Genomic DNA, 21,562 nt, shown 5'->3' with positions numbered 1-21,562 from the left:
CGGGCGTTTCCTGAACGCCCCCGCCGTCAGACCCTGACAATATCCCCGCATGCGCAAACGCGCGCGAAAAAAGACGATAGCCATATCCATGACCGATACGCCCGAAAAAGTCGATTATTCGTCCACCCTCTACCTGCCGCAGACGGACTTTCCGATGCGCGCCGGCCTGCCGCAGAAGGAGCCGGAAACGGTGGCCCGCTGGCAGACGATGGGCCTCTACAAGAAGCTGCGCGCTTCGGCCGCCGGCCGCGAAAAATTCGTGCTGCACGACGGCCCGCCCTATGCCAACGGCAACATCCACATCGGCCACGCGCTGAACAAGATCCTCAAGGACGTCATCAACCGCTCGTTCCAGATGCGCGGCTACGATGCCAACTACGTGCCCGGCTGGGATTGCCACGGCCTTCCGATCGAGTGGAAGATCGAGGAGAAGTACCGCGAGAAGGGCAAGAACAAGGACGAGGTTCCGGTCAACGAATTCCGCCAGGAATGCCGCGACTTCGCCAGCGGCTGGATCAAGATCCAGGCCGACGAGTTCAAGCGCCTCGGCATCGAGGGCGACTTCGACAATCCCTATACGACGATGGCCTTCCACGCGGAATCGCGCATCGCTGGCGAACTCCTGAAGATCGCCAAGTCCGGCCAGCTCTACCGCGGCTCCAAGCCTGTCATGTGGTCGGTGGTCGAGCGCACTGCGCTGGCCGAAGCCGAGGTCGAATATGCGGATGTCGAGAGCGATGCGATCTGGGTGAAGTTCCCGGTGACCGAAGGTCCGGCCGATCTGCTTGGCAATTCCATCGTCATCTGGACGACCACGCCCTGGACGATCCCCGGCAACCGCGGCATCGCCTTCTCGTCGCGCTATCCCTATGGCCTCTACGAGGTCGAGAGCGCGCAGAACGATTTTGGCCCGCAGCCCGGCGAGAAGCTGGTTTTCGCTACCCGTCTTGCCGATGAATCGGCCGCCAAGGCAAAGCTCACCTTCAGGTTCCTCCGCGATATCGCGCCGGAAGAACTGGCGGCGGTTGTCTGCGCCCATCCGCTGGCTGCTCTCGGCTACGACTTCAAGGTCCCGCTGCTCGACGGTGACCACGTCACCGACGACGCCGGCACCGGCTTCGTGCACACCGCGCCGAGCCACGGCCGCGAGGACTTTGACGCCTGGACGGCCAATGCCCGCCAGCTGGAAGCGCGCGGTATCTCGTCCAAAATCCCGTTCCCGGTCGACGACGCCGGCTTCTACACCGCCGACGCTCCCGGTTTCGACGGTGCGCGCGTCATGGACGACAACGGCAAGAAGGGCGATGCCAACGAGCGCGTCATCAAGGCGCTGATCGTCGCGAACTGCCTGTTCGCCCGCGGCCGTATCAAGCACTCCTATCCGCATTCCTGGCGCTCCAAGAAGCCGGTCATCTTCCGCAACACGCCGCAGTGGTTCGTCTACATGGACAAGGAGCTCGGCGACGGCACCACGCTGCGCTCGCGCTCGCTTTCGGCGATCGACGACACCCGCTTCGTGCCCGCCAGCGGCCAGAACCGCCTGCGCGCCATGATCGAGGGCCGCCCGGACTGGGTTCTGTCGCGCCAGCGTGCCTGGGGCGTGCCGATCGCCATCTTCGCCGACGAGAACGGCGAGGTGCTGGTCGATGACGCCGTCAATGCCCGCATCCTCGACGCCTTCGAAGGAGAGGGCGCCGACGCCTGGTTCGCCGAAGGCGCCAAGGAGCGGTTCCTCGGCAACGACCACGACCCGGCCAAGTGGACGCAGGTCATGGACATCCTTGATGTCTGGTTCGACTCGGGCTCGACGCATACCTTCACGCTTGAAGACCGCCCGGACCTGAAATGGCCGGCCGACGTCTATCTGGAAGGCTCTGACCAGCATCGCGGCTGGTTCCATTCCTCGCTGCTCGAAAGCTGCGCGACGCGCGGCCGCGCGCCCTACAACGCCGTCGTCACCCATGGCTTCACCATGGACGAGAAGGGCGAGAAGATGTCGAAGTCCAAGGGCAACGTCGTCTCGCCGCAGGACGTGATGAAGGAATCGGGCGCCGATATCCTGCGCCTTTGGGTCATGACCACCGACTACTGGGAAGACCAGCGCCTCGGCAAGACGATCATCCAGACCAACATCGACGCCTACCGCAAGCTGCGCAACACGGTGCGCTGGATGCTCGGTACGCTGGCGCACGATACGGGCGAGGAGATCGCCTATGCCGATATGCCGGAGCTGGAAAAGCTGATGCTGCACCGGCTGTCGGAACTCGATGCGCTGGTGCGTGAAGGCTACGATGCCTTCGACTTCAAGAAGATCGCCCGCGCGCTCATCGATTTCTCGAATGTCGAGCTCTCGGCCTTCTACTTCGACGTGCGCAAGGACGCGCTCTACTGCGACGCGCCGTCCTCGCTGAAGCGTCGGGCCAGCCTCTGCGTCATCCGCAAGCTGTTCGAATGCCTCGTCACCTGGCTCGCCCCCATGCTGCCCTTCACGATGGAAGAGGCCTGGCTGTCGCGCAAGCCCGATGCCGTCTCGGTGCATCTCGAACAGTTCCCGGTCGTTCCGGCCGAATGGCGCGACGACGCGCTCGAAGCGAAGTGGGAGAAGATCCGCGCCGTGCGTTCGGTCGTGACCGGCGCGCTGGAAATCGAACGTCGCGAAAAGCGCATCGGCGCCTCGCTGGAGGCCGCCCCGGTCGTCTCCATCGCCGATCCGGAGCTGCTTGCCGCGCTGGAAGGCCAGGATTTCGCGGAGATCTGCATCACCTCGGCGATCACCGTGGTTGCCGGCGAGGGCCCGGCCGACGCGTTCCGCCTGGCGGATGTCGCCAAGGTCGCGGTCGAGCCGAAGCTCGCGGATGGCCAGAAATGCGCCCGCTCCTGGCGCATCACGACGGATGTCGGGTCCGATGCCGAGTACCCGGACGTCTCGGCCCGCGATGCGGCCGCGCTGCGTGAAATCGGCTTTCGCCGCGCTGCGTAAAGAATGAAGCTCTGTTGACGGCCGGCGCTTTCCGGCCGTCGATATCCCCGGATGAATTGCACTTACGGTTTTCATCCGGTAAAGCTGCCTGAAATTGGCCGGATTTTTCCGCCATGGGACGGCGGCCGTGCCCGGGCCTTGGGGCGCCGGCCCTGCTGGAAGGGTATTCATGGGAATGACGCGAAATATTCGGGTGCGTACCGGCCTGATCGGTCTCTTGGGCGCAAGCTTCGTTCTGACCGGCTGCATGGGACCGACCTACGGCACCGGCAAGACTGCCGGCGAGCAGTTGGTGGACGACGTGGGCAACGCCATCATGATTCGTCCCAACAACGAGGAAGCGAAAAAAATCCGCTACCAGCCGCGTGGTGGCCTCGTCGTGCCGAAGGATGAGGTCGCGCTGACGACGCCGCAGCAGTCCGTTGCCAGCAAGGACAATCCCGAGTGGCTGGAAAGCCCTGAGGATATGCGCGCGCGCCTGCGCGCCGAGGCGGATGAAAACAGCAACAGCACGACCTTCCGCTCGCCGCTTGCCGGACAGAACGCGACGAACCGCAAGCTGTCCGCATCGGAACAGACGGCGGCCTATCGCGACGCGCGTCGCCTGCAGATGGGCGCCTATGGCGACAAGCGTCGTTACCTGAGCGATCCGCCGCTGGATTATCGCCGCCTTCCCGAAGAGGCTCAGGCCGATCTTGGCGAGCCGGAGAAGACGAAGGAGCGTCGCCGCAAGAAGGAAGCCAAGGCCGCCAAGCAGAGCGGTTCTTCCTGGTGGCCGTTCTAAGCCATGACGGGCTATGGCATTCGTCCGGCGTCGGCCAGCGACGCCGCGACCATCCTGCGGTTCATCCGCGAACTCGCCGATTACGAAAAGGCCCTCGACGCTGTCGAGGCGACGGAAGAGACCATCAGGTCCTCGCTGTTCGGCGAAGGGTCCGTCACGCGCGCAGTGATCTGCGAGACGGCAGCGGGCGAGCCCGCCGGTTCCGCCATCTTCTTCAAGACCTATTCCACCTGGCAGGCAAAGAACGGCCTCTATCTCGAGGATCTCTATGTCACGCCCGCCCATCGCGGCACGGGCGTCGGCAAGATGCTGCTGCGTCATCTCGCACGCATCGCGGTGGAAGAGGGCTGCGGGCGCTTCGAATGGAGCGTGCTCGACTGGAATACGCCGGCCATCCGCGTCTATGATGCGCTCGGCGCCGAGCCGCAAACGGAATGGATCCGCTATCGCCTCGATGGCGACAAGCTGAAGACGTTCGCCGCGGGCTGATCAGCGCCGCTCGGCAAAAAAATCCTTGAGGATCTCCGCCGCTTCCACACCGCCGATGCCGGAATAGACATCCGGCGCGTGGTGGCAGGTCGGCTGGGCGAAGAAACGCACGCCGTTGTCCACCGCGCCGCCCTTCGGGTCCTCCGCACCGTAGTAGAGACGGCGGATGCGGGCAAACGAGATGGCGGCGGCGCAGAGCGTGCAGGGCTCCAGCGTCACGTAGAGATCGGCGCCGGTGAGACGTTCCTGCCCGAGTTTTCCGGCGGCCTCGCGGATGACGGCGACCTCGGCATGCGCGGTCACGTCATTCTCCGCCCGGGTGCGGTTGCCGGCGCTGGCAATGACCGTGCCGTCCATGACCAGCACCGCCCCGACAGGCACTTCGCCGCGCGCGCCGGCCGCCCGGGCTTCCTCGAGCGCGATCCCCATGAAGCGATTTGTCATCGACGGCACGAATTCCTCTTAACCCCGGACGCCTGACCTGATAGGACACGGCAAAACGCAGGCAACACAAATGACATCCAAAGACAAGTCAAAACGGCCGGGCACCAAGCCCGCGGGCCGCGATCACAAGCCGCGTGGCGCCGCATCGGCCGCTGCGGACAAGAAACCGTTTTCCGCCGGAAAGCCGTCGGGCGCCAAGAAGCCGTTCGCGGGCAAGTCCGCACCGCGCGATGGCAAGCCCGCCCGGGCCGCCAAACCCGCGCCGGCCGCATCCGCCAGTGCCGAGCTGGCGCCCGAGCGCATCTCCAAGCTGCTGGCGCGCGCAGGCGTCGCCTCGCGCCGCGATGTCGAGCGCATGATCATGGAGGGCCGTGTCCGCGTGAACGGCACGGTGCTGGATACGCCCGTGCTCAACGCCACGCTTGCCGACCATATCGAGGTGGACGGCGTGCCGATCCGCGGCATCGAGCGCACACGCCTCTGGCTCTACCATAAGCCCGCCGGCCTGGTGACGACGAATGCCGATCCCGAGGGCCGTCCCACGGTCTTCGAGAACCTTCCCGAGGACCTGCCGCGTGTCATGTCCGTCGGCCGTCTCGACATCAACACCGAAGGCCTTCTGCTGCTGACCAATGACGGCGGCCTCGCCCGTATGCTGGAGCTGCCGACCACCGGCTGGCTGCGCCGTTACCGCGTGCGCGCCCATGGCAAGATCGAGCAGGCCGATCTCGACAAGCTGAAGGAAGGCATCGCCGTTGACGGCGTGCTCTATGGCGCGATCGATGCGACGCTGGACAAGACACAGGGCACCAATGTCTGGCTGACGCTGGGCCTTCGCGAGGGCAAGAACCGCGAAGTCAAGAACGTGCTCGGTGCGCTCGGCCTCGACGTGAACCGCCTGATCCGCATCTCCTACGGCCCGTTCCAGCTCGGCGAACTGCCGGAAGGCCATGCCCAGGAAATCCGCGGCCGCACGCTGCGCGACCAGCTCGGCCCGCGCCTTATCGAGGAATCCAAGGCGAATTTCGACGCGCCGCTGTTCGATCATGCCTCTGTCGATGCCGAGGAGAAGCCGGCACCGAAGAGCCGGAGCGAGGCTCCGGCCTGGGGCGACAAGCCGGCCGGCCGGCGCGAGAAGCCGGAAGACCGTCGCGAGCAGGCCCGTGCCCGGCTCGATACCCGCCGTGACGACCGTTTCGGCGACAAGCCGCGTGACGGTGGCCGTGGCAGAGACCGCGACCGAGACGAGGACCGTTTCGACAGCAAGCCGAAGCGCGAACCGGCGGTTCGTGCGCGCAAGTCGAATGTCTGGATGGCGCCCGGTGCCCGTCCCGTTGCTGAAAAGAAGGCAGAAGCCGCCGAGAGCGTGAAGCGCGAGCCGCGCGAACGTCCCGAAGGCGCGCCGAAGACCAAGCGCTATGGCCGCACCGCCGAGGGTGCGCTGACACGCTCGGCGAAGAAGTTCGATCCCGATCGCAAGGGGCCGGCCCGTGGCCGTCCCGGCGACGACCGGGCGGAAAAGCCGCGCATCCTGAAGACGCGCGACGAGGACGGCGAATGGATCCGCGCCAGCGAGCCGGAAGCAGGCGATCGTGGTGACGGTGGCCGCGGCGGTTTCGGCCGCCCGCGCTCCGGTGCCGGCGATGCCCGTCCTGCCCGCGATTTCGGTGACCGCCCGCCGCGTGGCGATCGTCGTCCGCGCGCGGAAGGCGAACGCTCCTTCGGGGACCGTCCGGCTCGCGGTGATCGCAAGCCCCGCGCTGAGGGTGAGCGCTCTTTTGGGGATCGCCCGGCCCGTGGTGATCGCAAACCCCGTGCGGAGGGGGAACGTTCGTTCGGCGACCGCAAGCCCCGTGCAGAGGGTGACCGGTCCTTCTCGGATCGCCCGCCGCGCCGCGATGGCGGCAAGCCGTTCGGCGGAAAGCCCGGCGGCAAGTCCTTCGGCGGCAAACCGGGCGGGCGCCCCGCCGGTGGTAAGCCCGGTGGTGGCCGTCCGCGCGGCAAGGGGAAGTAAGCGACCGTGCGCATCGTCGGCGGTGAATTCCGCGGCCGTTCGCTTGCGACGCCGAAATCGGACGACATCCGCCCGACGACGGACCGCACGCGCGAAAGCCTGTTCAATATCCTCTCGCACGCCTATCCCGAGGCGCTCGACGGCACGCGTGTGCTCGACCTCTTCGCAGGCACCGGCGCTGTCGGCCTCGAGGCGCTGTCACGCGGTGCGCGTGCGGCGCTTTTCGTCGAGCAGGGCGTCGAGGGCAGGGGGCTTCTGCATTCCAACATCGAGGCGCTCGGCGTGATCGGCCGTGCGAAGATCTTCCGGCGCGATGCGACGTCGCTCGGCGGCGTCGGCACGATGGAACCGTTCCACCTGCTCTTCGCCGATCCGCCCTATGCAAAAGGCCTTGGCGAGCGGGCGCTGGATGCGGCCGCCCGTGGCGGCTGGCTGGTGGAGGGCGCCCTTGCGATCCTCGAGGAGCGCGCCGATATTCAGCCTGCCGTCGTCGATGGTTACGAACTCCTGGAGGTCCGCACCTTCGGTGAGACGCGCATGCATTTCTACCGCTATCGCCCCGGCTGATCCTTTCGCCGGCGCTGCCGCAACGAACCGGAGACCTGAGCCATGACCGATGCCCTCGTTTCCGCAAGCCAGCCGCAAGCGCACGGCCCGACCGTCGCCGTCGCACTGGGCGGGGGCGGCGCGCGCGGGCTCGCCCATATCCACGTCATCGAGGTGCTGGACGAACTCGGCATCCGGCCGGTGCTGATATCGGGCGCCTCGATCGGCGCCGTCATGGGGGCGGCCATGGCGGCCGGCATGACGGGCCGGGAGATCCGCGAGCACACGCTCGCCGCCATCGGCCATCCGAGCCGCATCATGAACCGCCTCTGGAGCCTCCGGCCCACCCGGTTTTCTGATGTGGTCGCCGGCGGCTTCCGCGTCGGCCAGTTCAATCTGGAGCGCATCCTCAAGGCCTTCCTGCCGGAAACCCTGCCGGAGACCTTCGAGGACCTGTCGATCCCGCTGAAGGTCGTCACGGCGGATTATTACGCCCAGTGCGAATGCGTCTGCGACAGCGGTCCGCTCTTTCCGGCCATCGCCGCCTCCGCCGCGCTGCCCGCTGTCTTCCGCCCGGTGGTGATAAGCGGCCGGGTGATGATCGACGGTGGCCTGTGGAACCCCGTGCCCTTCGATCACCTGCTCGGCAAGGCCGACATCACTATCGGCGTCGACGTCATCGGCCGCCCGCCTGCCGGCACGGCGGACGTGCCCAACAGCATCGACAGCCTCTACGGTGCCACCCAGCTCACCATGCGTTCCATCGTGACGCTGAAACTGGAAAAGGGCGCACCGGACATTTTTCTCCGCCCCGATGTCGGCCGCTTCCGCGTGCTCGATTTCGTCAAGGCCGAGGAAGTGCTGGCCGCCTCCGCCGGCATCCGTGACGAGCTGAAGCGGGCGCTGGACGAGAAGTTGTCGGCGGTTTGAGATCGCCGTCTGCGGTGGGCATGCCTCTCGTTGTCCTGCCGGGCGGAGGGAGGATTTCCGGGTGAATGGCCCGCCCTCACGCGCTTTCCTCTTCGTCCACATCGCTCAGTGCCAGTTTCTTCGGCTTGACCAGCGGCTCCGGCTTCACCGGCTTCGTGTGCAGCATGTGCCGGCCGGCGGTGAGGCCTTCGGCGGCTTGCAGTTCCAGCCGGGCGATGTCGCGGCGGCGGATGTCGTCGCCGATCGCCTGGGCGTCATCCGGCTCCACGCCAAGCTCCTCCAGCGTTTCCCGCCCGAAGACGAGGGCGGATTCGAAGGTTTCTCGCACGTCGTGCTGCACGCCGCGCCCGCGCAGCGACAGCGTGTGCACGCGGTCGTAGGAGCGCACGAAGAGCGTGGCGTTGGGGTATTCCGATTGCACGAGATCGACGATGCGGTCCGTCGTCGCCTTGCCCTGGGTGCAGATGGCGACGATCTTGGCGCGCTCGATGCCGGCGGCGCGCAGCACGTCCTTGCGCGTGCCGTCGCCGAAATAGATGCGGAAGCCGAAGCTTGCCGCCTGGCGCACGCGGTCGGTCGAATGGTCGATGACGGTGACCTCGCGTCCGCCGGCAAGAAGGATCTGCGCGGCGATCTGGCCGAAACGCGAAAAGCCGATCATCAAGACGTCTGCGCCCGCCCCCTCGAAATCCTCCTCCATCTCTTCCTCGATGTCCTCGACGAGCAGGAAGCGCGAAAGCGCCGCGGCGATCGGCGTCAGCGCCATCGAGATGGTGACGATGGCGATGAGCAGCGAGGCGAGGCCGCCGGAAAAGATGCCGGCGGCGGCAGCCGCGGTGAACAGCACGAAGCCGAATTCGCCGCCCTGCGGCAGCACGAGCGCGATGCGCACCGCGTCATTGTGCGGGGATCCGGTGAGGCGGCAGAGGCCGTAGATGACGAGGCTCTTCACCAGCATCACGATGGGCGTGGCGACAAGGACCGTCAGCCAGCTGGAAAAGATCACGTCCAGTTGCAGCGACAGGCCGACCGCCATGAAGAACAGGCCGAGCAGGATGCCGCGGAACGGCTCCACATCCGCCTGCAGTTCATGGCGATAGGAGGAATCGGCAAGCAGAACGCCAGCGAGGAAGGCGCCCATGGCCATGGAGAGCCCGGCCATCTGAAGGAGCATGGCGGCGGCCAGCACGACGAAGAGCGCGGCGGCGATCATCGCCTCGCGCGCGCCGGTACGGGCGATCACCTGGAACAGCGGGTTGAGCAGATAGCGGCCGGCCGCAAACAGCGCCGCGATGGCGCCGATGGCGATGAGGAAGTCCTGGAAGGCCGTCGTCGTGTCTTCCGGCGCCTGTTCGGCCAGCAGCGGGATCAGTGCCAGCAATGGTACGATGGCGAGATCCTGCAGGAGCAGCATGGAAAAGGCCCGCTGGCCGTAGCGCGTGTTGGTGTTGCCCCGCTCGTCGAGGATCTGCATGGCAAAGGCCGTGGAGGAGAGCGCGAGGCCGAAGCCGATGATCAGCGCCCCGTCCCATCGCTCGAGGCCGAAGGCGAGGGTCAGGCCGGCGAGCGCCAGGCCCGTGAGGACGACCTGCGCCATGCCGAGTCCGAAGATGTCGTGCCGCATTGCCCAGAGCCGCGAGGGTTTCAGTTCCAGCCCGATCAGAAAGAGCAGGAAGACGACGCCGAGTTCGGCGACCCCCAGCAATTCTCCGCCGTCGCGGATCTGGTGCAGGATCGGGCCGATCACCACGCCGGCGGCGAGATAGCCGAGAATGGTGCCGAGACCGAGCCGCTTGAAGATCGGCGCGGCCAGCAGCGCCCCTCCGAGCATCAGCAGAACCTCGTTGTACGGGCTGTGGGTATAGGGCATGCGGAGGGCTTTCTTCTGAAGGAGCGCCGGCAACGCGGCAAAAAAGGAGCGGCCTCCCTTGATGCCCGTGCGACTGCACAATAAATGGGGCAGCAAAGAAAGGCCAAGTCATGTCAGAGACGATCGATTCCGCAAGCCTTCTCGCGCGTGCCGGTGAACTCATCGACCGCGCCATTCAAGCGGGGGCGGATGCGGCCGATGCCGTCGTCGTCCGGGGCCGCTCCTCCTCTGTCAGTGTACGGCTCGGCAAGGTCGAGGGCACCGAAGCCTCCGAGAGCGATGATTTCTCGCTCCGCGTCTTCGTCGGCCGGCGCGTCGCCAGCGTCTCGGCCAATCCCGGCTTCGACCTGAAGGTGCTCGCCGAGCGGGCCGTCGCCATGGCCAAGGCCTCGCCGGAAGACCCCTATGCGACGCTCGCCGACAAGGCCGATCTTGCGAAGGACTGGCCGGACCTCGAGCTCTTCGATCCGACCGAGGTTTCTGCCGGGCAGCTGACCGAGGCCGCGCTTGCCGCGGAGGCCGCCGCGCTCGCGGTCCCCGGCATCACCAATTCCGGCGGCGGCGGGGCCTCCGCGGGCATGGGCGGCCTGGTGCTCGCCACCTCGCACGGCTTTTCCGGCGCCTACAGCGCCAGCCGCTTCGGCCGCTCCGTCAGCGTCATCGCGGGCGAGGGCACGAAGATGGAGCGCGACTACGACTTCGATTCGAGCCTCTATTTCGCCGACTTGCGCGACGCCGGGGAGATCGGCCGCGAGGCGGCCGCCCGCGCCGTGCGCCGGCTCAATCCGCGCCAGGTGCCGACGGCCAAGAACGTCACCGTCGTTTACGATCCGCGCGTGTCGCGCGGCATAACCGGCCACATTGCCGGCGCGATCAACGGCGCGTCGGTCGCCCGCAAGACGAGTTTCCTGCGCGACCGCATGGGCCAGCAGGTGCTGAAGGCGGGCCTTTCCGTCACCGACGATCCGCTGATCGTGCGCGGTTCGTCCTCGCGCCCCTTCGACGGCGAGGGCGTGCGTGGCGAGCGGCTCGCGATGATCGAGGACGGCGTGCTCCGGCACTGGTTCCTGTCCACCTCCACCGCCAACGAGCTCGGGCTTAAGACCAACGGTCGCGGCGTGCGCGGCGGCACGGCGGTTAACCCCGCCTCGACGAACCTTGCGCTCGAACCCGGCGACATCTCGCCGGAGGATCTGATCCGCTCCGTCGGCACCGGCTTTTACGTCACCGAGCTGATCGGCCAGGGCGTCAACATGGTGACGGGCGAATACTCGCGCGGGGCCTCCGGCTACTGGATCGAGAATGGCGAACTCACCTTCGCGGTATCGGAGGTGACGATCGCCTCCAACCTCGTCGACATGTTCCTGCGCATCACGCCGGCAAGCGACATCGACCGCTCCTTCGGCGTCGCCGCGCCGACGCTTGCCATCGAAGGCATGACGCTTGCCGGGACGTGAGACCATGCCGAGCCCCGCCACCGCCTGGACCGCCGACCTTGATCTCCTGGTCGGTGCCGCGCGGCTTGCAGGGGCCAGGGCGCTCGATTTTTTCCGCAAGGGACCGGAGGTCTGGTGGAAGAACGGTGGCCGTTCGCCGGTCAGCGCGGCCGACTTTGCGGCCAACGATATCCTCAAGACGGAATTGCTCTCCGCCCGGCCGAACTACGGCTGGCTCTCGGAGGAGACCGATGACGATGCCGGCAGGCTCAGCCGCGAGACCGTCTTCGTCATCGACCCGATCGACGGCACGCGCGCCTTCATTGCCGGCAAGGACGTCTGGTGTGTCAGCGCCGCCGTCGTGCATCGGGGCCGCCCCGTCGCCGGCGTGCTCTTTGCGCCGGCGCTCGACGAGCTTTTTACCGCGGCCGCCGGCGGTGCTGCGCTGAAGAACGGCGCGCCAATCCGCGCAACCGATCCGGATGCGGCCCGCCCGACACGCATCGCCGCGCCGGAGGACATGGCGCACGGCATCGACCGCCACATGATCGGCGGCGTGCAGCGCATCTCGCATGTGCCCTCGCTCGCCTACCGCCTCGCCATGGTGGCGGACGGGCGCATCGATGCGACATTGGTGAAGCGCAATGCGCACGACTGGGATCTGGCGGCCGCCGACCTCATCCTTGAACAGGCCGGCGGAGCGCTTGTCACGCTCGACGGCGCGGCGCTGTCCTACAACCGGCCGGCCGTCAGCCACGAGACGCTGGCTGCGGCCGGATTGTCCCGGCTTTCCGGGCTTGTCGAGGCCTCCCGGCATCTTGCCGGCCATTGACCTTTGATGCGGAATACCGCAAACCCATTGCCGAAATCGGCATCATAAAAAGAGAGAAAACATGACCGACAGCAAAGAACCGAAACAGCTCCTGCATCTGGTCTTCGGCGGCGAACTGACGACGCTGGCAGATATGCAGTTCCGTGATCTCAACGCTCTCGATATCGTCGGAATCTTCCCTGATTATGCCTCTGCACTTGCCGCCTGGAAGTCGAAGGCACAGCAGACCGTGGACAATGCGCATATGCGCTATTTCATCGTGCACATGCACCGGCTTCTGGATCCGCAGCAGAACTGAGGCGCGTTTCCCGACACCGTTCCGCGCGGCAGAAGGCCGCGCCGAACCAGAGACCGGACCTTCCATGATCCCGAACAAGACGAAAGCCGCAACCAAGGGCGCTCGCGCATGAGCCGGCGCCTCGCCCGTTTCGCGCTTTCGCTTTATCGCTGGGGCGGCGTCGCGCTCTATCCGATCGTTGGCCCCTATCTCACCTTCCGCGCCGCCAAGGGCAAGGAAGACCGTTCCCGCCGCCGCGAGCGCTACGGCTATGCCGGCGTGCCACGCCCGGCGGGGCCGCTCGTCTGGTTCCATGCGGCCAGCGTCGGTGAGACCAATGCGGTCATCCCGCTCATCAAGGAAGTGCGCCGTCGCGGCATCGCGGTGCTCCTGACGACGGGCACGATCACCTCGGCGAAGGTCGTGCGCGACCGCCTGGGCACGGACGTTATCCACCAATATGTGCCGCTCGACCTGAAGCCGGCGATCAGCCGCTTCCTGGAATACTGGCATCCCGATCTCGCTATCATGGCGGAGTCGGAGATCTGGCCGATGACCATCCTGGAACTCGGCAAGCGTCACATCCCGCAGGTCCTGGTCAACGGCCGCATCTCGGATCGCTCCTTCCCGCGCTGGAAGCGGCGCCATGCCGTCGCCGACGCCATCTTCGAGAATTTCGCGCTCGTCATCGCCCAGTCGGATCTCGACGCCGACCGTTTCAGCACGCTCGGCGCCCTGCCGGTGCTCGTTTCCGGCAATCTCAAGGTGGATACGGATGCGCCGCCGGTCGATTCCGCCGTGCTGCGCGGCTATCTCGACCAGATTCAGGGCCGTCGCACCTGGGCGGCGATCTCCACCTTCGAGGGAGAGGAGGCGGCCGCCGGCGACGTGCACCGCGTGCTGAAGGAACGCACGGGCCTGCTCACCATCATCGTGCCGCGCCATCCCGAGCGCAGCGACGCCATCGCCGACATGCTGGAGGCGCGGGGCCTGAAGGTTGCCCGGCGCACGCGCGGCGACGTTCTGACGCCGGAGACCGACATCTTCCTCGGGGACACGATCGGCGAGATGGGGCTCTATCTGCGTATGACGGAGATCGCCTTCGTCGGCCGCTCGCTGTTTGCCGAAGGCGGGCAGAACCCGCTGGAGCCGGCCATGCTCGGCTGCGCGATCCTGTCGGGCGGCAATGTGCAGAATTTCCGCGAGGCCTACCAGCAGCTCGCCCGCAACGGCAGCGCCAAGATGGTGCGCGACACGGAGATGCTGGCCAAGGGCGTGCACTACCTGCTCGTCAACGACGAGATGCGCAAGCAGATGATCGAGGCCGGGCAAGAAACCGTGCAGGAGATGCGCGGTGCGCTGCGCGCCACCATCAAGGGGCTGGAGCCCTACATCAACCCGCTCACTGTGAAGGCACGGTTGCATCCGCGCCAGACGTCCTGACGAAAGGCGTGTCATGTCCAAGACCGAGACCATTTCCGGCATCCTCTTCGACAAGGACGGGACGCTGCTCGACTATGCCAAGAGCTGGGTGCCGGTGAACTACGAACTCGCCCGCATCGCTGCCGCCGGCGACGAGGCGCTAGCCCGCAAGCTGCTCGTGGCGGGCGGCATGGATCCCGACACCGGCTACGTCACGCCCGACAGCCTGCTTGCCGCCGGCAACACGGTGGAGATCGCCGAGGGCATGGTCGCGGCCGGTGCGCCCTTCACGGTGGAGGCGCTGGCCACCCATTTCGACGGCCTCTTCGCCAATTCGGCGCAGCTAGCCGTCGCCGTCACGGACCTTGCCCAGTTCTTCGCCACCATGCATGCCCGCGGCTACTGGCTCGGGGTTGCCTCCAGCGACAACGAGGCCTCGATCCGCGCGACGGCAAAACGCTTCGGCTTCGAGGACTACCTGCACTATGTCGCGGGCTACGACAGTGGCTTCGGCACCAAGCCGCAGCCGGGCATGGTGCTCGGCTTCTGTGCGGCGACGGGTCTTGCGCCGCACCAGGTCGCCGTCGTCGGCGACAACAATCACGACATGCATATGGGCCGCAATGCCGGTGCGGGCCTCAACGTCGCGGTGCTGACGGGCACCGGCTCGCGGGAATCGCTGGCGGATGCCTCCGACTATTGCCTCGCCGACATCACCGAACTCGTCCCGCTCCTCCCGGAGGCGGCCGTCGCGCGACCGGTGGCGTGAGCGGTGAGGGCAGCCCCTCATCCCGCTGCCGCGACCTTCTCCCCGCAGGCGGGGAGAAGGGACTTGTGGCAAGGCCGTGCAAAGCCGTCCTTCTCCCCGCTTGCGGGGAGAAGGTGCCGGCAGGCGGATGAGGGGCAGGCCACGCTCCCGCAACGCCGATGCAAATCGCCCCGGTTGATTTTCCGCAACTTCTCGCGTTTGCTGCAAGAGACCGGGCCGGGACGCCCGCGGGGGACGGAATGGTAAGTGAAGCGCCGCCTTTCTGGTGGACGAAGCCGGACTGGCGGGCTTATGCGCTCTGGCCGGTCTCCCGCCTCTACGGCCTGATCGCCGGCCGCCGCATGCGCAAGGGCCGGCGCGCCGAAGTGGCCGTGCCCGTCATCTGCGTCGGCAATTTTACCGTGGGTGGGGCCGGCAAGACGCCGACGGCGATCGCGCTCGCCCGCGCCGCCAAGGCGCGCGGCCTCAAGCCCGGCTTTCTGTCACGCGGTTATGGCGGCTCGCTCGACGTCACCACCGTCGTCGATCCTCACCACCACCGTGCCCGTGCGGTCGGCGACGAGCCGCTGCTGCTCGCCCGCGAGGCGCTGACCGTGATTGCCCGCCGGCGCGTCAAGGGTGCGCGCAAGCTGGTGGAGGAGGGCGCAGACCTCATCATCATGGACGATGGCTTCCAGAGCGCGCAGCTGACCTTCGACTATGCGCTGCTCGTCATCGACAGCCGCCGCGGCATCGGCAACGGCCATCTGGTGCCGGGCGGGCCGGTGCGCGCGCCGCTCGACGAGCAGATGCGCCAGGCGAATGCGCTTCTGGCGATCGGCAACGGCAACGCCGCCGATGCGCTGATCCGTCAGGCGGCACGCGCCGGCAAGGCGATCCATTCGGCCACCCTCGTCACCGTCGGTGCCGAGGACCTCGCCGAAAAGGTCGTCATGGCCTGGTCGGGCATCGCCGACAACGAGAAATTCTTTCGCACCGTCACCGAGACGGGCGCGCATCTCTACGTGACGCGCAGTTTCCCCGATCACCATCATCTTTCCGAGGACGAGGTATCGGAGATTCTCGACCATGCCGAGGGTGTCGGATACCAGCTCGTCACCACCGCCAAGGACAGCGTTCGCCTCGCCGGCGAGCATGGCCGCGCGGAGGAGCTGCAGGAGAAGAGCCGTGTGATCGAGGTGGAGATCCGTTTCGACGACCCCAAGGGGCCGGACGCGATCATCGACGCGGCGATTGTCGGCGCAAGGCGGCGCAAGCTGCACCGGCTGGCCGCGAAGTAGCGGAAGAGGGCAGGGACAGCCAGAGACCGACAGGGGATCTGCCCCCTTCAGACAGTCTCTACGGTCTATTGCTTCTTCTGCGTGGGTAGGGCGCCGGCGCGCTTTTCGGCCTCGAGCGAGGCCTCGGCGGTGGCATAGGGTTCCTGCCGCGCAACGCTCCAGTAGCGCAGCTCGTCGACGGGCACCATCTCACCGGTCATCGCGCAGATGACGTGCGAGCCGGGCATCAGGATCTGGAAATCGCCGTCGAGATAGCGGATCTTCGCTTCGCGGCTGCCGCGTCCTTCAAAACGGTTCATCATCGATTTCAATATCCGTCTCATCAAGGGGCACGCGCCGGCTGCGCGGTCGATACCGTGCCATATCCCGGCCGCGGCGAAATTTCCAGCCTTTTCGCTGTCGCACCCGTGAAGGGGCAGGCGTTGGAAGAACGGGCCACGCCTTCCGCCCAGAGCATTTCCGGTGAACTCCGGTTCACCGGAAATGCTCTGGATTCTTGTTTTACTGCATTACCCGACGCCGAAGCGATTTCGCTTCGGCTGGAAATGCTCTAGCTCCGCCCGAACAGACGCTCGATATCGGAAAGCTTGAGCTCGATATAGGTCGGCCGGCCGTGGTTGCACTGGCCGGAGCCGGGCGTCGCCTCCATCTGGCGCAGGAGCGCGTTCATCTCCTCCGGCCGCATGCGCCGGCCCGAGCGCACGGAGCCGTGGCAGGCCATGGTGGCGGCAAGGTATTCCAGCTTGTTTTTCAGCCCGCTCGCCGTGTCCCATTCGGCAAGTTCGTCGGCAAGCTGGCGCACGAGCCCGACGGCGTCCATCTCGCCGAGCATGGCCGGCGTCTCGCGGATGGCGACGGCGCCCGGTCCGAAGCGCTCGATGCCGAGGCCGAGGCGGGAGAATTCCTCCGCATGGGACACCAGCCGGTCGCAATCGTCCTCGGAAAGATCGACGATTTCAGGGATGAGCAGGGCCTGCGCCGGTACCGCCCGGGCATGGAGGGCGTTGCGCATCGCCTCGAAGACCAGCCGCTCATGCGCGGCATGCTGGTCGACGATGACGAGCCCATCCTCGGTCTGGGCGACGATGTAGTTCTCGTGCAATTGCGCGCGTGCTGCGCCGAGCGGGTGGCGCTGCGGCGGTTCCTCTTCCCGCGGCGTTGCCGGGGAAGGGGCGAAGACCGGTTCGCTGCGTGCCGACGGCGCGGCGAAATCGGCAAAACCGGTCTGCCTCTCGCTGAAATGCGGCGCGGGAGCGCTTGTCGCCTCGAAGGGGCGGTAGGGCGAGGCGGCCGGGCTCCAGGGCGTCTGCGGGCGCTGCGCCTCCGGCCGGAAGGCGCGCATGAGGCCGCTTGCGCCCGTGGTGGAGGCCCGGTCGCCCTCGCGGGCGAGCGCCTCGCGGATCGCGCCGATGATGAGGCCGCGCACCAGGCCCGGGTCACGGAAGCGCACGTCGGATTTCGCCGGATGCACATTGACGTCGACGAGTGCCGGGTCGATGTCGATCGCCAGAACCGCCACCGGATAGCGCCCGTGCGGAATGGTCTCGGCATAGGCCGCGCGCAGCGCCGACCAGATCAGCTTGTCCTGCACCGGCCGGCCGTTGACGAAGGCGAACTGGTTGAGGCTGTTGCCGCGGTTGAAGGTCGGCACGCCGGCAAAGCCGGTCAATCGGACACCCTCGCGCGCCGCGTCGATCTCGATGGCGTTGTCGCGGAAATCGCGGCCGAGCACCTGCGCGATGCGGGCGAGCCTGTCGGTGCCCGTCGCTGGAAATTCCAGCGTCGTGCGGTCGGAGCCCGACAACACGAAGCGCACATGCGGAAAGGCGATCGCCATGCGCCGCACGACGTCAGAAATGGCGGAGGCTTCCGCCTTCTCGCTCTTCAGGAATTTCAGCCGGGCGGGCGTGGCGAAAAAGAGGTCGCGCACCTCGACAACCGTGCCGCGATTGGCCGCGGCTGGCCGCACGGGCGCCACCTTGCCGCCGGTCACGCTGATCTCGGCGCCTTCGCCGGCCTCGGCCGTGCGGCTGAGCAGCGAGAGCTTGGCCACCGAGCCGATGGAGGGCAGCGCCTCGCCGCGGAAGCCGAGCGTGCGGATGTCGGTAAGGTCCTTGTCGAGTTTCGAGGTACAATGCCGGCGGATGGCCAGTTCCAGATCCGCAGGCGCCATGCCGCCGCCATTGTCGGTGACACGCAGCAGCGTCTTTCCGCCGCCGGCCGTTGCGATCTCGATGCGCGTCGCCCCCGCATCCAGCGCGTTCTCGATCAGCTCCTTGGCGGCGCTTGCCGGCCGTTCGATCACCTCGCCTGCGGCAATCTGGTTGATGAGAGTTTCGGAAAGCTGCCTGATCGTCATGCTGCCATTTTCGCGGATTCGGCGAGGCCTTGGAAGGGGCAAGTTGGCTTATCCCGCCCTGCGGCGCCCGGCGACCTGAAATCGTTTAATCAGGCTTTAATAAAAAGCTGCCAACGTGCGCGCAGGTTTGTATGAACACAAGCCGGCCGGTTTCCCGGTGGACAATTTCAGCGTCGCTGGCCGCTGTCATTCCCCTCTGTCCGAAGGTGCAGGATGCACCGATCAGCATGCGTCCGGGAATGCCAGACAGGCGAGGTCTGCCACTATGAATGATGTAGCGTCGCCAGACGCGAACATCCGGCTGGGTATGTTTGAAGCCGCGTGCGATATCCTCGCCGCCGCCGTGATCGTCTACGACAAGAACGATTGCCTCGTCTTCGCCAGCCGCCAGGTCCTGCGCTACTTCCCCATTCCCGCCGATACGCTGAAGCCGGGCACGCGGCTGCGCGACGTGCTGAGCGCCATTTTCGACAGCGGCGTGCGCTACGGCATTCCGCCCGAGCAGCGCCACAAGGCCGTCAACCGCGAGGAGTGGATTTCCAACCGCATCTCGGCCCACTGGCGCGAGCAGTACGACGCCGTGGAACGGCTCGGCCGCGACCGCTGGATCCATTTCCGCAAGCGCCGCCTGCCGAGCGGCTACAATGTCACCACGCTGGTCGACGTCTCCGAGCAGAAGAAGCAGGAGGAGCAGTGGCGCTCGGATCTCGAGCGCATCGCGCTCACCGAGGAGATCCTCGAGACCCTGCCGTCGCCGGTCGTCATCAAGGATCGCAATTTCGCCTATATCGCGGCCAACAAAGCCTTCTGCGCGATCTACAATGCCAATGCCGACGGCATTCTCGGCCGCTCCGTCTGGGATCTGGCGGATGCGGAGAATGCCGAGCGCATCGAGCGCTCCGACCGCATGGTGCTGGAAACGGGTGAGCCCTACAGCGTGCCGGAGCACGTCATCCGCGCCGACGGTACCGATCTCTACGCCATCACCCGGAAGTACCGCATCGGCGCCCCGGGGCACCATGCCATCGTCACGGTGATGGAAGACGTGACGGCGCTCGCTGCCGGCAACAGGGCCGTGTCGGATGACGGCGACGTGCTGCTCAGCGTGCCCGGCGGCTTCGTCGAGGCGCAGAACTGCTTCGATCCGGTGCGCGACGCCGAGCGGCGCTTGCTCCTCGAACAGTTGAACGGCGACGAACTGCGGGCGCTTTCCGGCAAGCGTGCCCTGGTCGCCACGCCCAATCCCCGCATCGAGGAGATCCTGGTCGGCGAGTTCCGGGCGCGCGGGGCGGATTGCTGCGCGGTGCACAGCGTCTACGAACACGATGCCTTCCTCGCCCTTGCGGCCCGCGAGGGCCTGTCGGTCGATCTCGTGGTGATCGACAACAACCTGCCGGACCACGAGCGCATCCTTTCCAACGACCGGGGCATTGCAACGCGGGTCATCGTACCGGACGGCATCGGCCCGGATTTCATGCGCACGCTTGTCGAAGAGCACGAGCTTCTCTCGGAGAACGCATCGCCGCTCGGCGACATCCTCACACCGGTGTCGCTATCGGACGACTGGTACATAGCAACGGACATTTCCGTCATGCTGCCGGGTGCCGTCGGCGACATCGAGGTGCTCGTCGCCGAGGACAACCAGATCAACCAGTTCGTCTTCTCGCAGATCCTCGAGGGCATGGGCATTTCGCACCGCATCGCCGAGAATGGCGAGGAGGCGGTGATGCTCTGGCGCAAGCACCAGCCTCGCCTCGTGCTGATGGACATTTCCATGCCCGTGATGAACGGCATAGATGCCGCGATGGAGATCCGCGAGGCGGAGAAGCTGACGGGCACCCACACGCCCATCGTCGCCGTGACCGCCCAGGCGCTCAATGTCGACATGCAGAACTGCATGGATGCCGGCATGGACGACTATATCACCAAGCCGGTCAGCCCCGACATGATCGAGGCGATCTACCGCCGCTATGTCTCCTCTGGCAGGGAGAAGGCGGTCGCGTGAGGCGACCGCCCGCGAGGGCGTTCAGAGAATGAAATCGGCCTTGGTGAAATCGATGAGGCCGGAGAAGCCGATCGTGAAATCAGCCTTGCCGTCGCCGTTCGTATCCCCGTAGACGTAGGTTTCGCTCTCATACTGCTTGAAGCGCAGTTCGCCGGCCTTCTTGTGAAAACCGCCGTCGCCGACGAACTTGAACGTCTGGTTGCCGCCGGATTTCGTGCTGGCGTCGATCGCCGAGAGGTCGATCTTGTCGCCCGACCCCTCCGAGAAGTCGGAGATCATGTCGCGGCCGGCTTCCTTGACGGTGGAATCCGTGACGGACTTGAACACGAAGACATCCCGGCCGGAGCCGCCACGCATCATGTCGGCGCCCTTGCCCCCTTCGATCGTATCCCGTCCGCTGTCGCCGTTCATCCAGTCGTTGCCGGTGCCGCCCTTGAGAAGGTCGTTGCCGGAGCCGCCGTAAAGCTCGTCATTGCCGCTTTCTCCGTTGAGGACATCCTTGCCATCCTCGCCGTACAGCGTGTCCAGACCCGCGCCGCCGGCGAGCGAATCGTTGCCCCTGCCGCCCGAGAGCATGTCCGCGTCGTTGCCGCCGCCGAGGAAGTCGTCGCCGCCATAGCCCCAGATGTTGTCGTCGCCGTCATATCCGCGGATGACGTCGTCGCCGTCGTCACCGCTGATATAGTCGTCTTCGAGGAAAAGCAGGTCGAGGGCCGTCGCGGTCGTGGTGTGCTGCTTGAAGTCGTTGAGGCTCAGGTCGGCGAGGCTGATCTCCAGCGTCAATGCGTTGCCGGCATTGCGGAACTGGATGAGGCTGAAGTCGGCATCCAATCCGTCGACCGTGCCCGAGGGGTTGGAGAAGATGGCCTTCACCGTCTGGCCGTTGACGGTGACGGACACGCTTGCGGTGCCGTCCGTGTTGAAGCTGACCGTGCTTGGAGAAATGCGTTTGGCAAGCAGGGCGACCGTTTCCGCGAGCGTGCTCGTGGAGAAATTGCCGATGGTGGAATAGGTGCTGATGGTCGACATTGCCTGTTCTCCTCGCAAAACAGCCGCATCCGGACGATGCCGACGGCCCGGGTCGCAAATTTTTCGCGACTTCAAGTCCGTGCCGTCTGAAACCAG

Annotated in this window: 18 protein-coding genes; 13 read left to right on the top strand and 5 right to left on the bottom strand. The window is 66.3% G+C overall.

Annotated elements, in window-relative coordinates:
- Positions 1-88 precede the first annotated feature (88 nt).
- From ileS to EXZ48_RS23375, 3 genes are all read left to right on the top strand, one after another.
- Positions 89-2,980 (top strand): isoleucine--tRNA ligase, encoded by a 2,892-nt coding sequence (gene ileS, locus EXZ48_RS23385; protein WP_130518686.1) that lies wholly within the window; start codon positions 89-91, stop codon positions 2,978-2,980.
- Between the two features lie 169 nt (positions 2,981-3,149).
- Entirely contained in the window at positions 3,150-3,764 is a 615-nt protein-coding gene (locus EXZ48_RS23380; protein ID WP_023513631.1) for a hypothetical protein, read from the top strand.
- A gap of 3 nt (positions 3,765-3,767) precedes the next feature.
- Positions 3,768-4,253: a GNAT family N-acetyltransferase gene (locus tag EXZ48_RS23375; RefSeq protein WP_023513630.1), complete on the top strand. Its 486-nt coding sequence runs from the start codon at positions 3,768-3,770 to the stop codon at positions 4,251-4,253.
- On the opposite strand, the gene EXZ48_RS23370 is transcribed toward EXZ48_RS23375, so the two are convergent.
- Complete coding sequence (locus EXZ48_RS23370; RefSeq protein WP_245462338.1) at positions 4,254-4,697, bottom strand: nucleoside deaminase; 444 nt, start codon at positions 4,695-4,697, stop codon at positions 4,254-4,256. It abuts the gene before it with no gap.
- Between the two features lie 70 nt (positions 4,698-4,767).
- Here EXZ48_RS23370 and EXZ48_RS23365 point away from each other — a divergent pair, with 70 nt between their 5' ends.
- From EXZ48_RS23365 to EXZ48_RS23355, 3 genes are read left to right on the top strand one after another with little or no spacing between them, the layout of a single operon-like run.
- Positions 4,768-6,711, top strand: a complete 1,944-nt coding sequence (locus EXZ48_RS23365) for a pseudouridine synthase (RefSeq protein WP_130518684.1) — start codon at positions 4,768-4,770, stop codon at positions 6,709-6,711.
- A 6-nt stretch (positions 6,712-6,717) separates the two neighbouring features.
- Positions 6,718-7,278: a 16S rRNA (guanine(966)-N(2))-methyltransferase RsmD gene (rsmD, locus tag EXZ48_RS23360; RefSeq protein WP_023513627.1), complete on the top strand. Its 561-nt coding sequence runs from the start codon at positions 6,718-6,720 to the stop codon at positions 7,276-7,278.
- A 42-nt stretch (positions 7,279-7,320) separates the two neighbouring features.
- Positions 7,321-8,187 carry a patatin-like phospholipase family protein gene (locus EXZ48_RS23355; RefSeq protein ID WP_130518682.1) on the top strand — a complete coding sequence of 289 codons (867 nt, stop codon included), beginning with the start codon at positions 7,321-7,323 and terminating at the stop codon, positions 8,185-8,187.
- Positions 8,188-8,263: 76 nt separating this feature from the next.
- Here EXZ48_RS23355 and EXZ48_RS23350 read toward each other — a convergent pair whose 3' ends face one another.
- Positions 8,264-10,057 (bottom strand): monovalent cation:proton antiporter-2 (CPA2) family protein, encoded by a 1,794-nt coding sequence (locus tag EXZ48_RS23350; RefSeq protein ID WP_130518680.1) that lies wholly within the window; start codon positions 10,055-10,057, stop codon positions 8,264-8,266.
- Positions 10,058-10,167: 110 nt separating this feature from the next.
- Between EXZ48_RS23350 and EXZ48_RS23345 the strand changes: the two genes are divergently transcribed.
- From EXZ48_RS23345 to lpxK, 6 genes are all read left to right on the top strand, one after another.
- Positions 10,168-11,514 carry a TldD/PmbA family protein gene (locus tag EXZ48_RS23345; RefSeq protein ID WP_023513624.1) on the top strand — a complete coding sequence of 449 codons (1,347 nt, stop codon included), beginning with the start codon at positions 10,168-10,170 and terminating at the stop codon, positions 11,512-11,514.
- A 4-nt stretch (positions 11,515-11,518) separates the two neighbouring features.
- Positions 11,519-12,325 (top strand): 3'(2'),5'-bisphosphate nucleotidase CysQ, encoded by an 807-nt coding sequence (locus EXZ48_RS23340; RefSeq protein ID WP_130518679.1) that lies wholly within the window; start codon positions 11,519-11,521, stop codon positions 12,323-12,325.
- A gap of 61 nt (positions 12,326-12,386) precedes the next feature.
- Positions 12,387-12,623: a DUF4170 domain-containing protein gene (locus EXZ48_RS23335; RefSeq protein WP_024271172.1), complete on the top strand. Its 237-nt coding sequence runs from the start codon at positions 12,387-12,389 to the stop codon at positions 12,621-12,623.
- Positions 12,624-12,731: 108 nt separating this feature from the next.
- Entirely contained in the window at positions 12,732-14,045 is a 1,314-nt protein-coding gene (gene waaA, locus EXZ48_RS23330) for a lipid IV(A) 3-deoxy-D-manno-octulosonic acid transferase (protein WP_023516990.1), read from the top strand.
- 13 nt (positions 14,046-14,058) lie between these two features.
- Positions 14,059-14,793, top strand: coding sequence for an HAD family hydrolase (locus EXZ48_RS23325; protein ID WP_130518677.1), 735 nt, complete (start codon positions 14,059-14,061; stop codon positions 14,791-14,793).
- A gap of 239 nt (positions 14,794-15,032) precedes the next feature.
- The gene (gene lpxK, locus EXZ48_RS23320) at positions 15,033-16,073 is read left to right on the top strand and encodes a tetraacyldisaccharide 4'-kinase (RefSeq protein WP_130518675.1); all 1,041 of its coding nucleotides are present in this window, start codon (positions 15,033-15,035) and stop codon (positions 16,071-16,073) included.
- A 65-nt stretch (positions 16,074-16,138) separates the two neighbouring features.
- On the opposite strand, the gene EXZ48_RS23315 is transcribed toward lpxK, so the two are convergent.
- The gene (locus EXZ48_RS23315; RefSeq protein ID WP_023515455.1) at positions 16,139-16,375 is read right to left on the bottom strand and encodes a DUF2093 domain-containing protein; all 237 of its coding nucleotides are present in this window, start codon (positions 16,373-16,375) and stop codon (positions 16,139-16,141) included.
- A gap of 248 nt (positions 16,376-16,623) precedes the next feature.
- On the bottom strand, positions 16,624-18,432 hold the full coding sequence (gene mutL, locus EXZ48_RS23310) for a DNA mismatch repair endonuclease MutL (RefSeq protein ID WP_130518673.1): 1,809 nt from the start codon (positions 18,430-18,432) through the stop codon (positions 16,624-16,626).
- A gap of 265 nt (positions 18,433-18,697) precedes the next feature.
- Between mutL and EXZ48_RS23305 the strand changes: the two genes are divergently transcribed.
- Positions 18,698-20,437, top strand: coding sequence for a response regulator (locus tag EXZ48_RS23305; RefSeq protein WP_023515453.1), 1,740 nt, complete (start codon positions 18,698-18,700; stop codon positions 20,435-20,437).
- 21 nt (positions 20,438-20,458) lie between these two features.
- Here the strand turns inward: EXZ48_RS23305 and EXZ48_RS23300 are convergent, their stop codons facing one another.
- A complete protein-coding gene (locus EXZ48_RS23300) occupies positions 20,459-21,466 on the bottom strand; it encodes a calcium-binding protein (RefSeq protein WP_130518671.1) in 1,008 nt (335 codons plus the stop codon).
- Between the last annotated feature and the right edge of the window lie 96 nt (positions 21,467-21,562).

Source organism: Shinella sp. JR1-6 (genome assembly GCF_004284735.1).
GTDB lineage: Bacteria > Pseudomonadota > Alphaproteobacteria > Rhizobiales > Rhizobiaceae > Shinella.
Note: the sequence above shows the minus strand (reverse complement) of the source record. Positions and strands in the feature narration are given on the sequence as shown.

Excerpts from the sequence above, each read along its gene's own strand:
- ileS (WP_130518686.1), top strand. The coding sequence starts at position 89 with ATGACCGATACGCCCGAAAAAGTCGATTATTCGTCCACCCTCTACCTG.
- EXZ48_RS23380 (WP_023513631.1), top strand. The coding sequence starts at position 3,150 with ATGGGAATGACGCGAAATATTCGGGTGCGTACCGGCCTGATCGGTCTC.
- EXZ48_RS23375 (WP_023513630.1), top strand. The coding sequence starts at position 3,768 with ATGACGGGCTATGGCATTCGTCCGGCGTCGGCCAGCGACGCCGCGACC.
- EXZ48_RS23370 (WP_245462338.1), bottom strand. The coding sequence starts at position 4,697 with ATGACAAATCGCTTCATGGGGATCGCGCTCGAGGAAGCCCGGGCGGCC.
- EXZ48_RS23365 (WP_130518684.1), top strand. The coding sequence starts at position 4,768 with ATGACATCCAAAGACAAGTCAAAACGGCCGGGCACCAAGCCCGCGGGC.
- EXZ48_RS23355 (WP_130518682.1), top strand. The coding sequence starts at position 7,321 with ATGACCGATGCCCTCGTTTCCGCAAGCCAGCCGCAAGCGCACGGCCCG.
- EXZ48_RS23350 (WP_130518680.1), bottom strand. The coding sequence starts at position 10,057 with ATGCCCTATACCCACAGCCCGTACAACGAGGTTCTGCTGATGCTCGGA.
- EXZ48_RS23345 (WP_023513624.1), top strand. The coding sequence starts at position 10,168 with ATGTCAGAGACGATCGATTCCGCAAGCCTTCTCGCGCGTGCCGGTGAA.
- EXZ48_RS23340 (WP_130518679.1), top strand. The coding sequence starts at position 11,519 with ATGCCGAGCCCCGCCACCGCCTGGACCGCCGACCTTGATCTCCTGGTC.
- EXZ48_RS23335 (WP_024271172.1), top strand. The coding sequence starts at position 12,387 with ATGACCGACAGCAAAGAACCGAAACAGCTCCTGCATCTGGTCTTCGGC.
- waaA (WP_023516990.1), top strand. The coding sequence starts at position 12,732 with ATGAGCCGGCGCCTCGCCCGTTTCGCGCTTTCGCTTTATCGCTGGGGC.
- EXZ48_RS23325 (WP_130518677.1), top strand. The coding sequence starts at position 14,059 with ATGTCCAAGACCGAGACCATTTCCGGCATCCTCTTCGACAAGGACGGG.
- lpxK (WP_130518675.1), top strand. The coding sequence starts at position 15,033 with ATGGTAAGTGAAGCGCCGCCTTTCTGGTGGACGAAGCCGGACTGGCGG.
- EXZ48_RS23315 (WP_023515455.1), bottom strand. The coding sequence starts at position 16,375 with ATGATGAACCGTTTTGAAGGACGCGGCAGCCGCGAAGCGAAGATCCGC.
- mutL (WP_130518673.1), bottom strand. The coding sequence starts at position 18,432 with ATGACGATCAGGCAGCTTTCCGAAACTCTCATCAACCAGATTGCCGCA.
- EXZ48_RS23305 (WP_023515453.1), top strand. The coding sequence starts at position 18,698 with ATGAATGATGTAGCGTCGCCAGACGCGAACATCCGGCTGGGTATGTTT.
- EXZ48_RS23300 (WP_130518671.1), bottom strand. The coding sequence starts at position 21,466 with ATGTCGACCATCAGCACCTATTCCACCATCGGCAATTTCTCCACGAGC.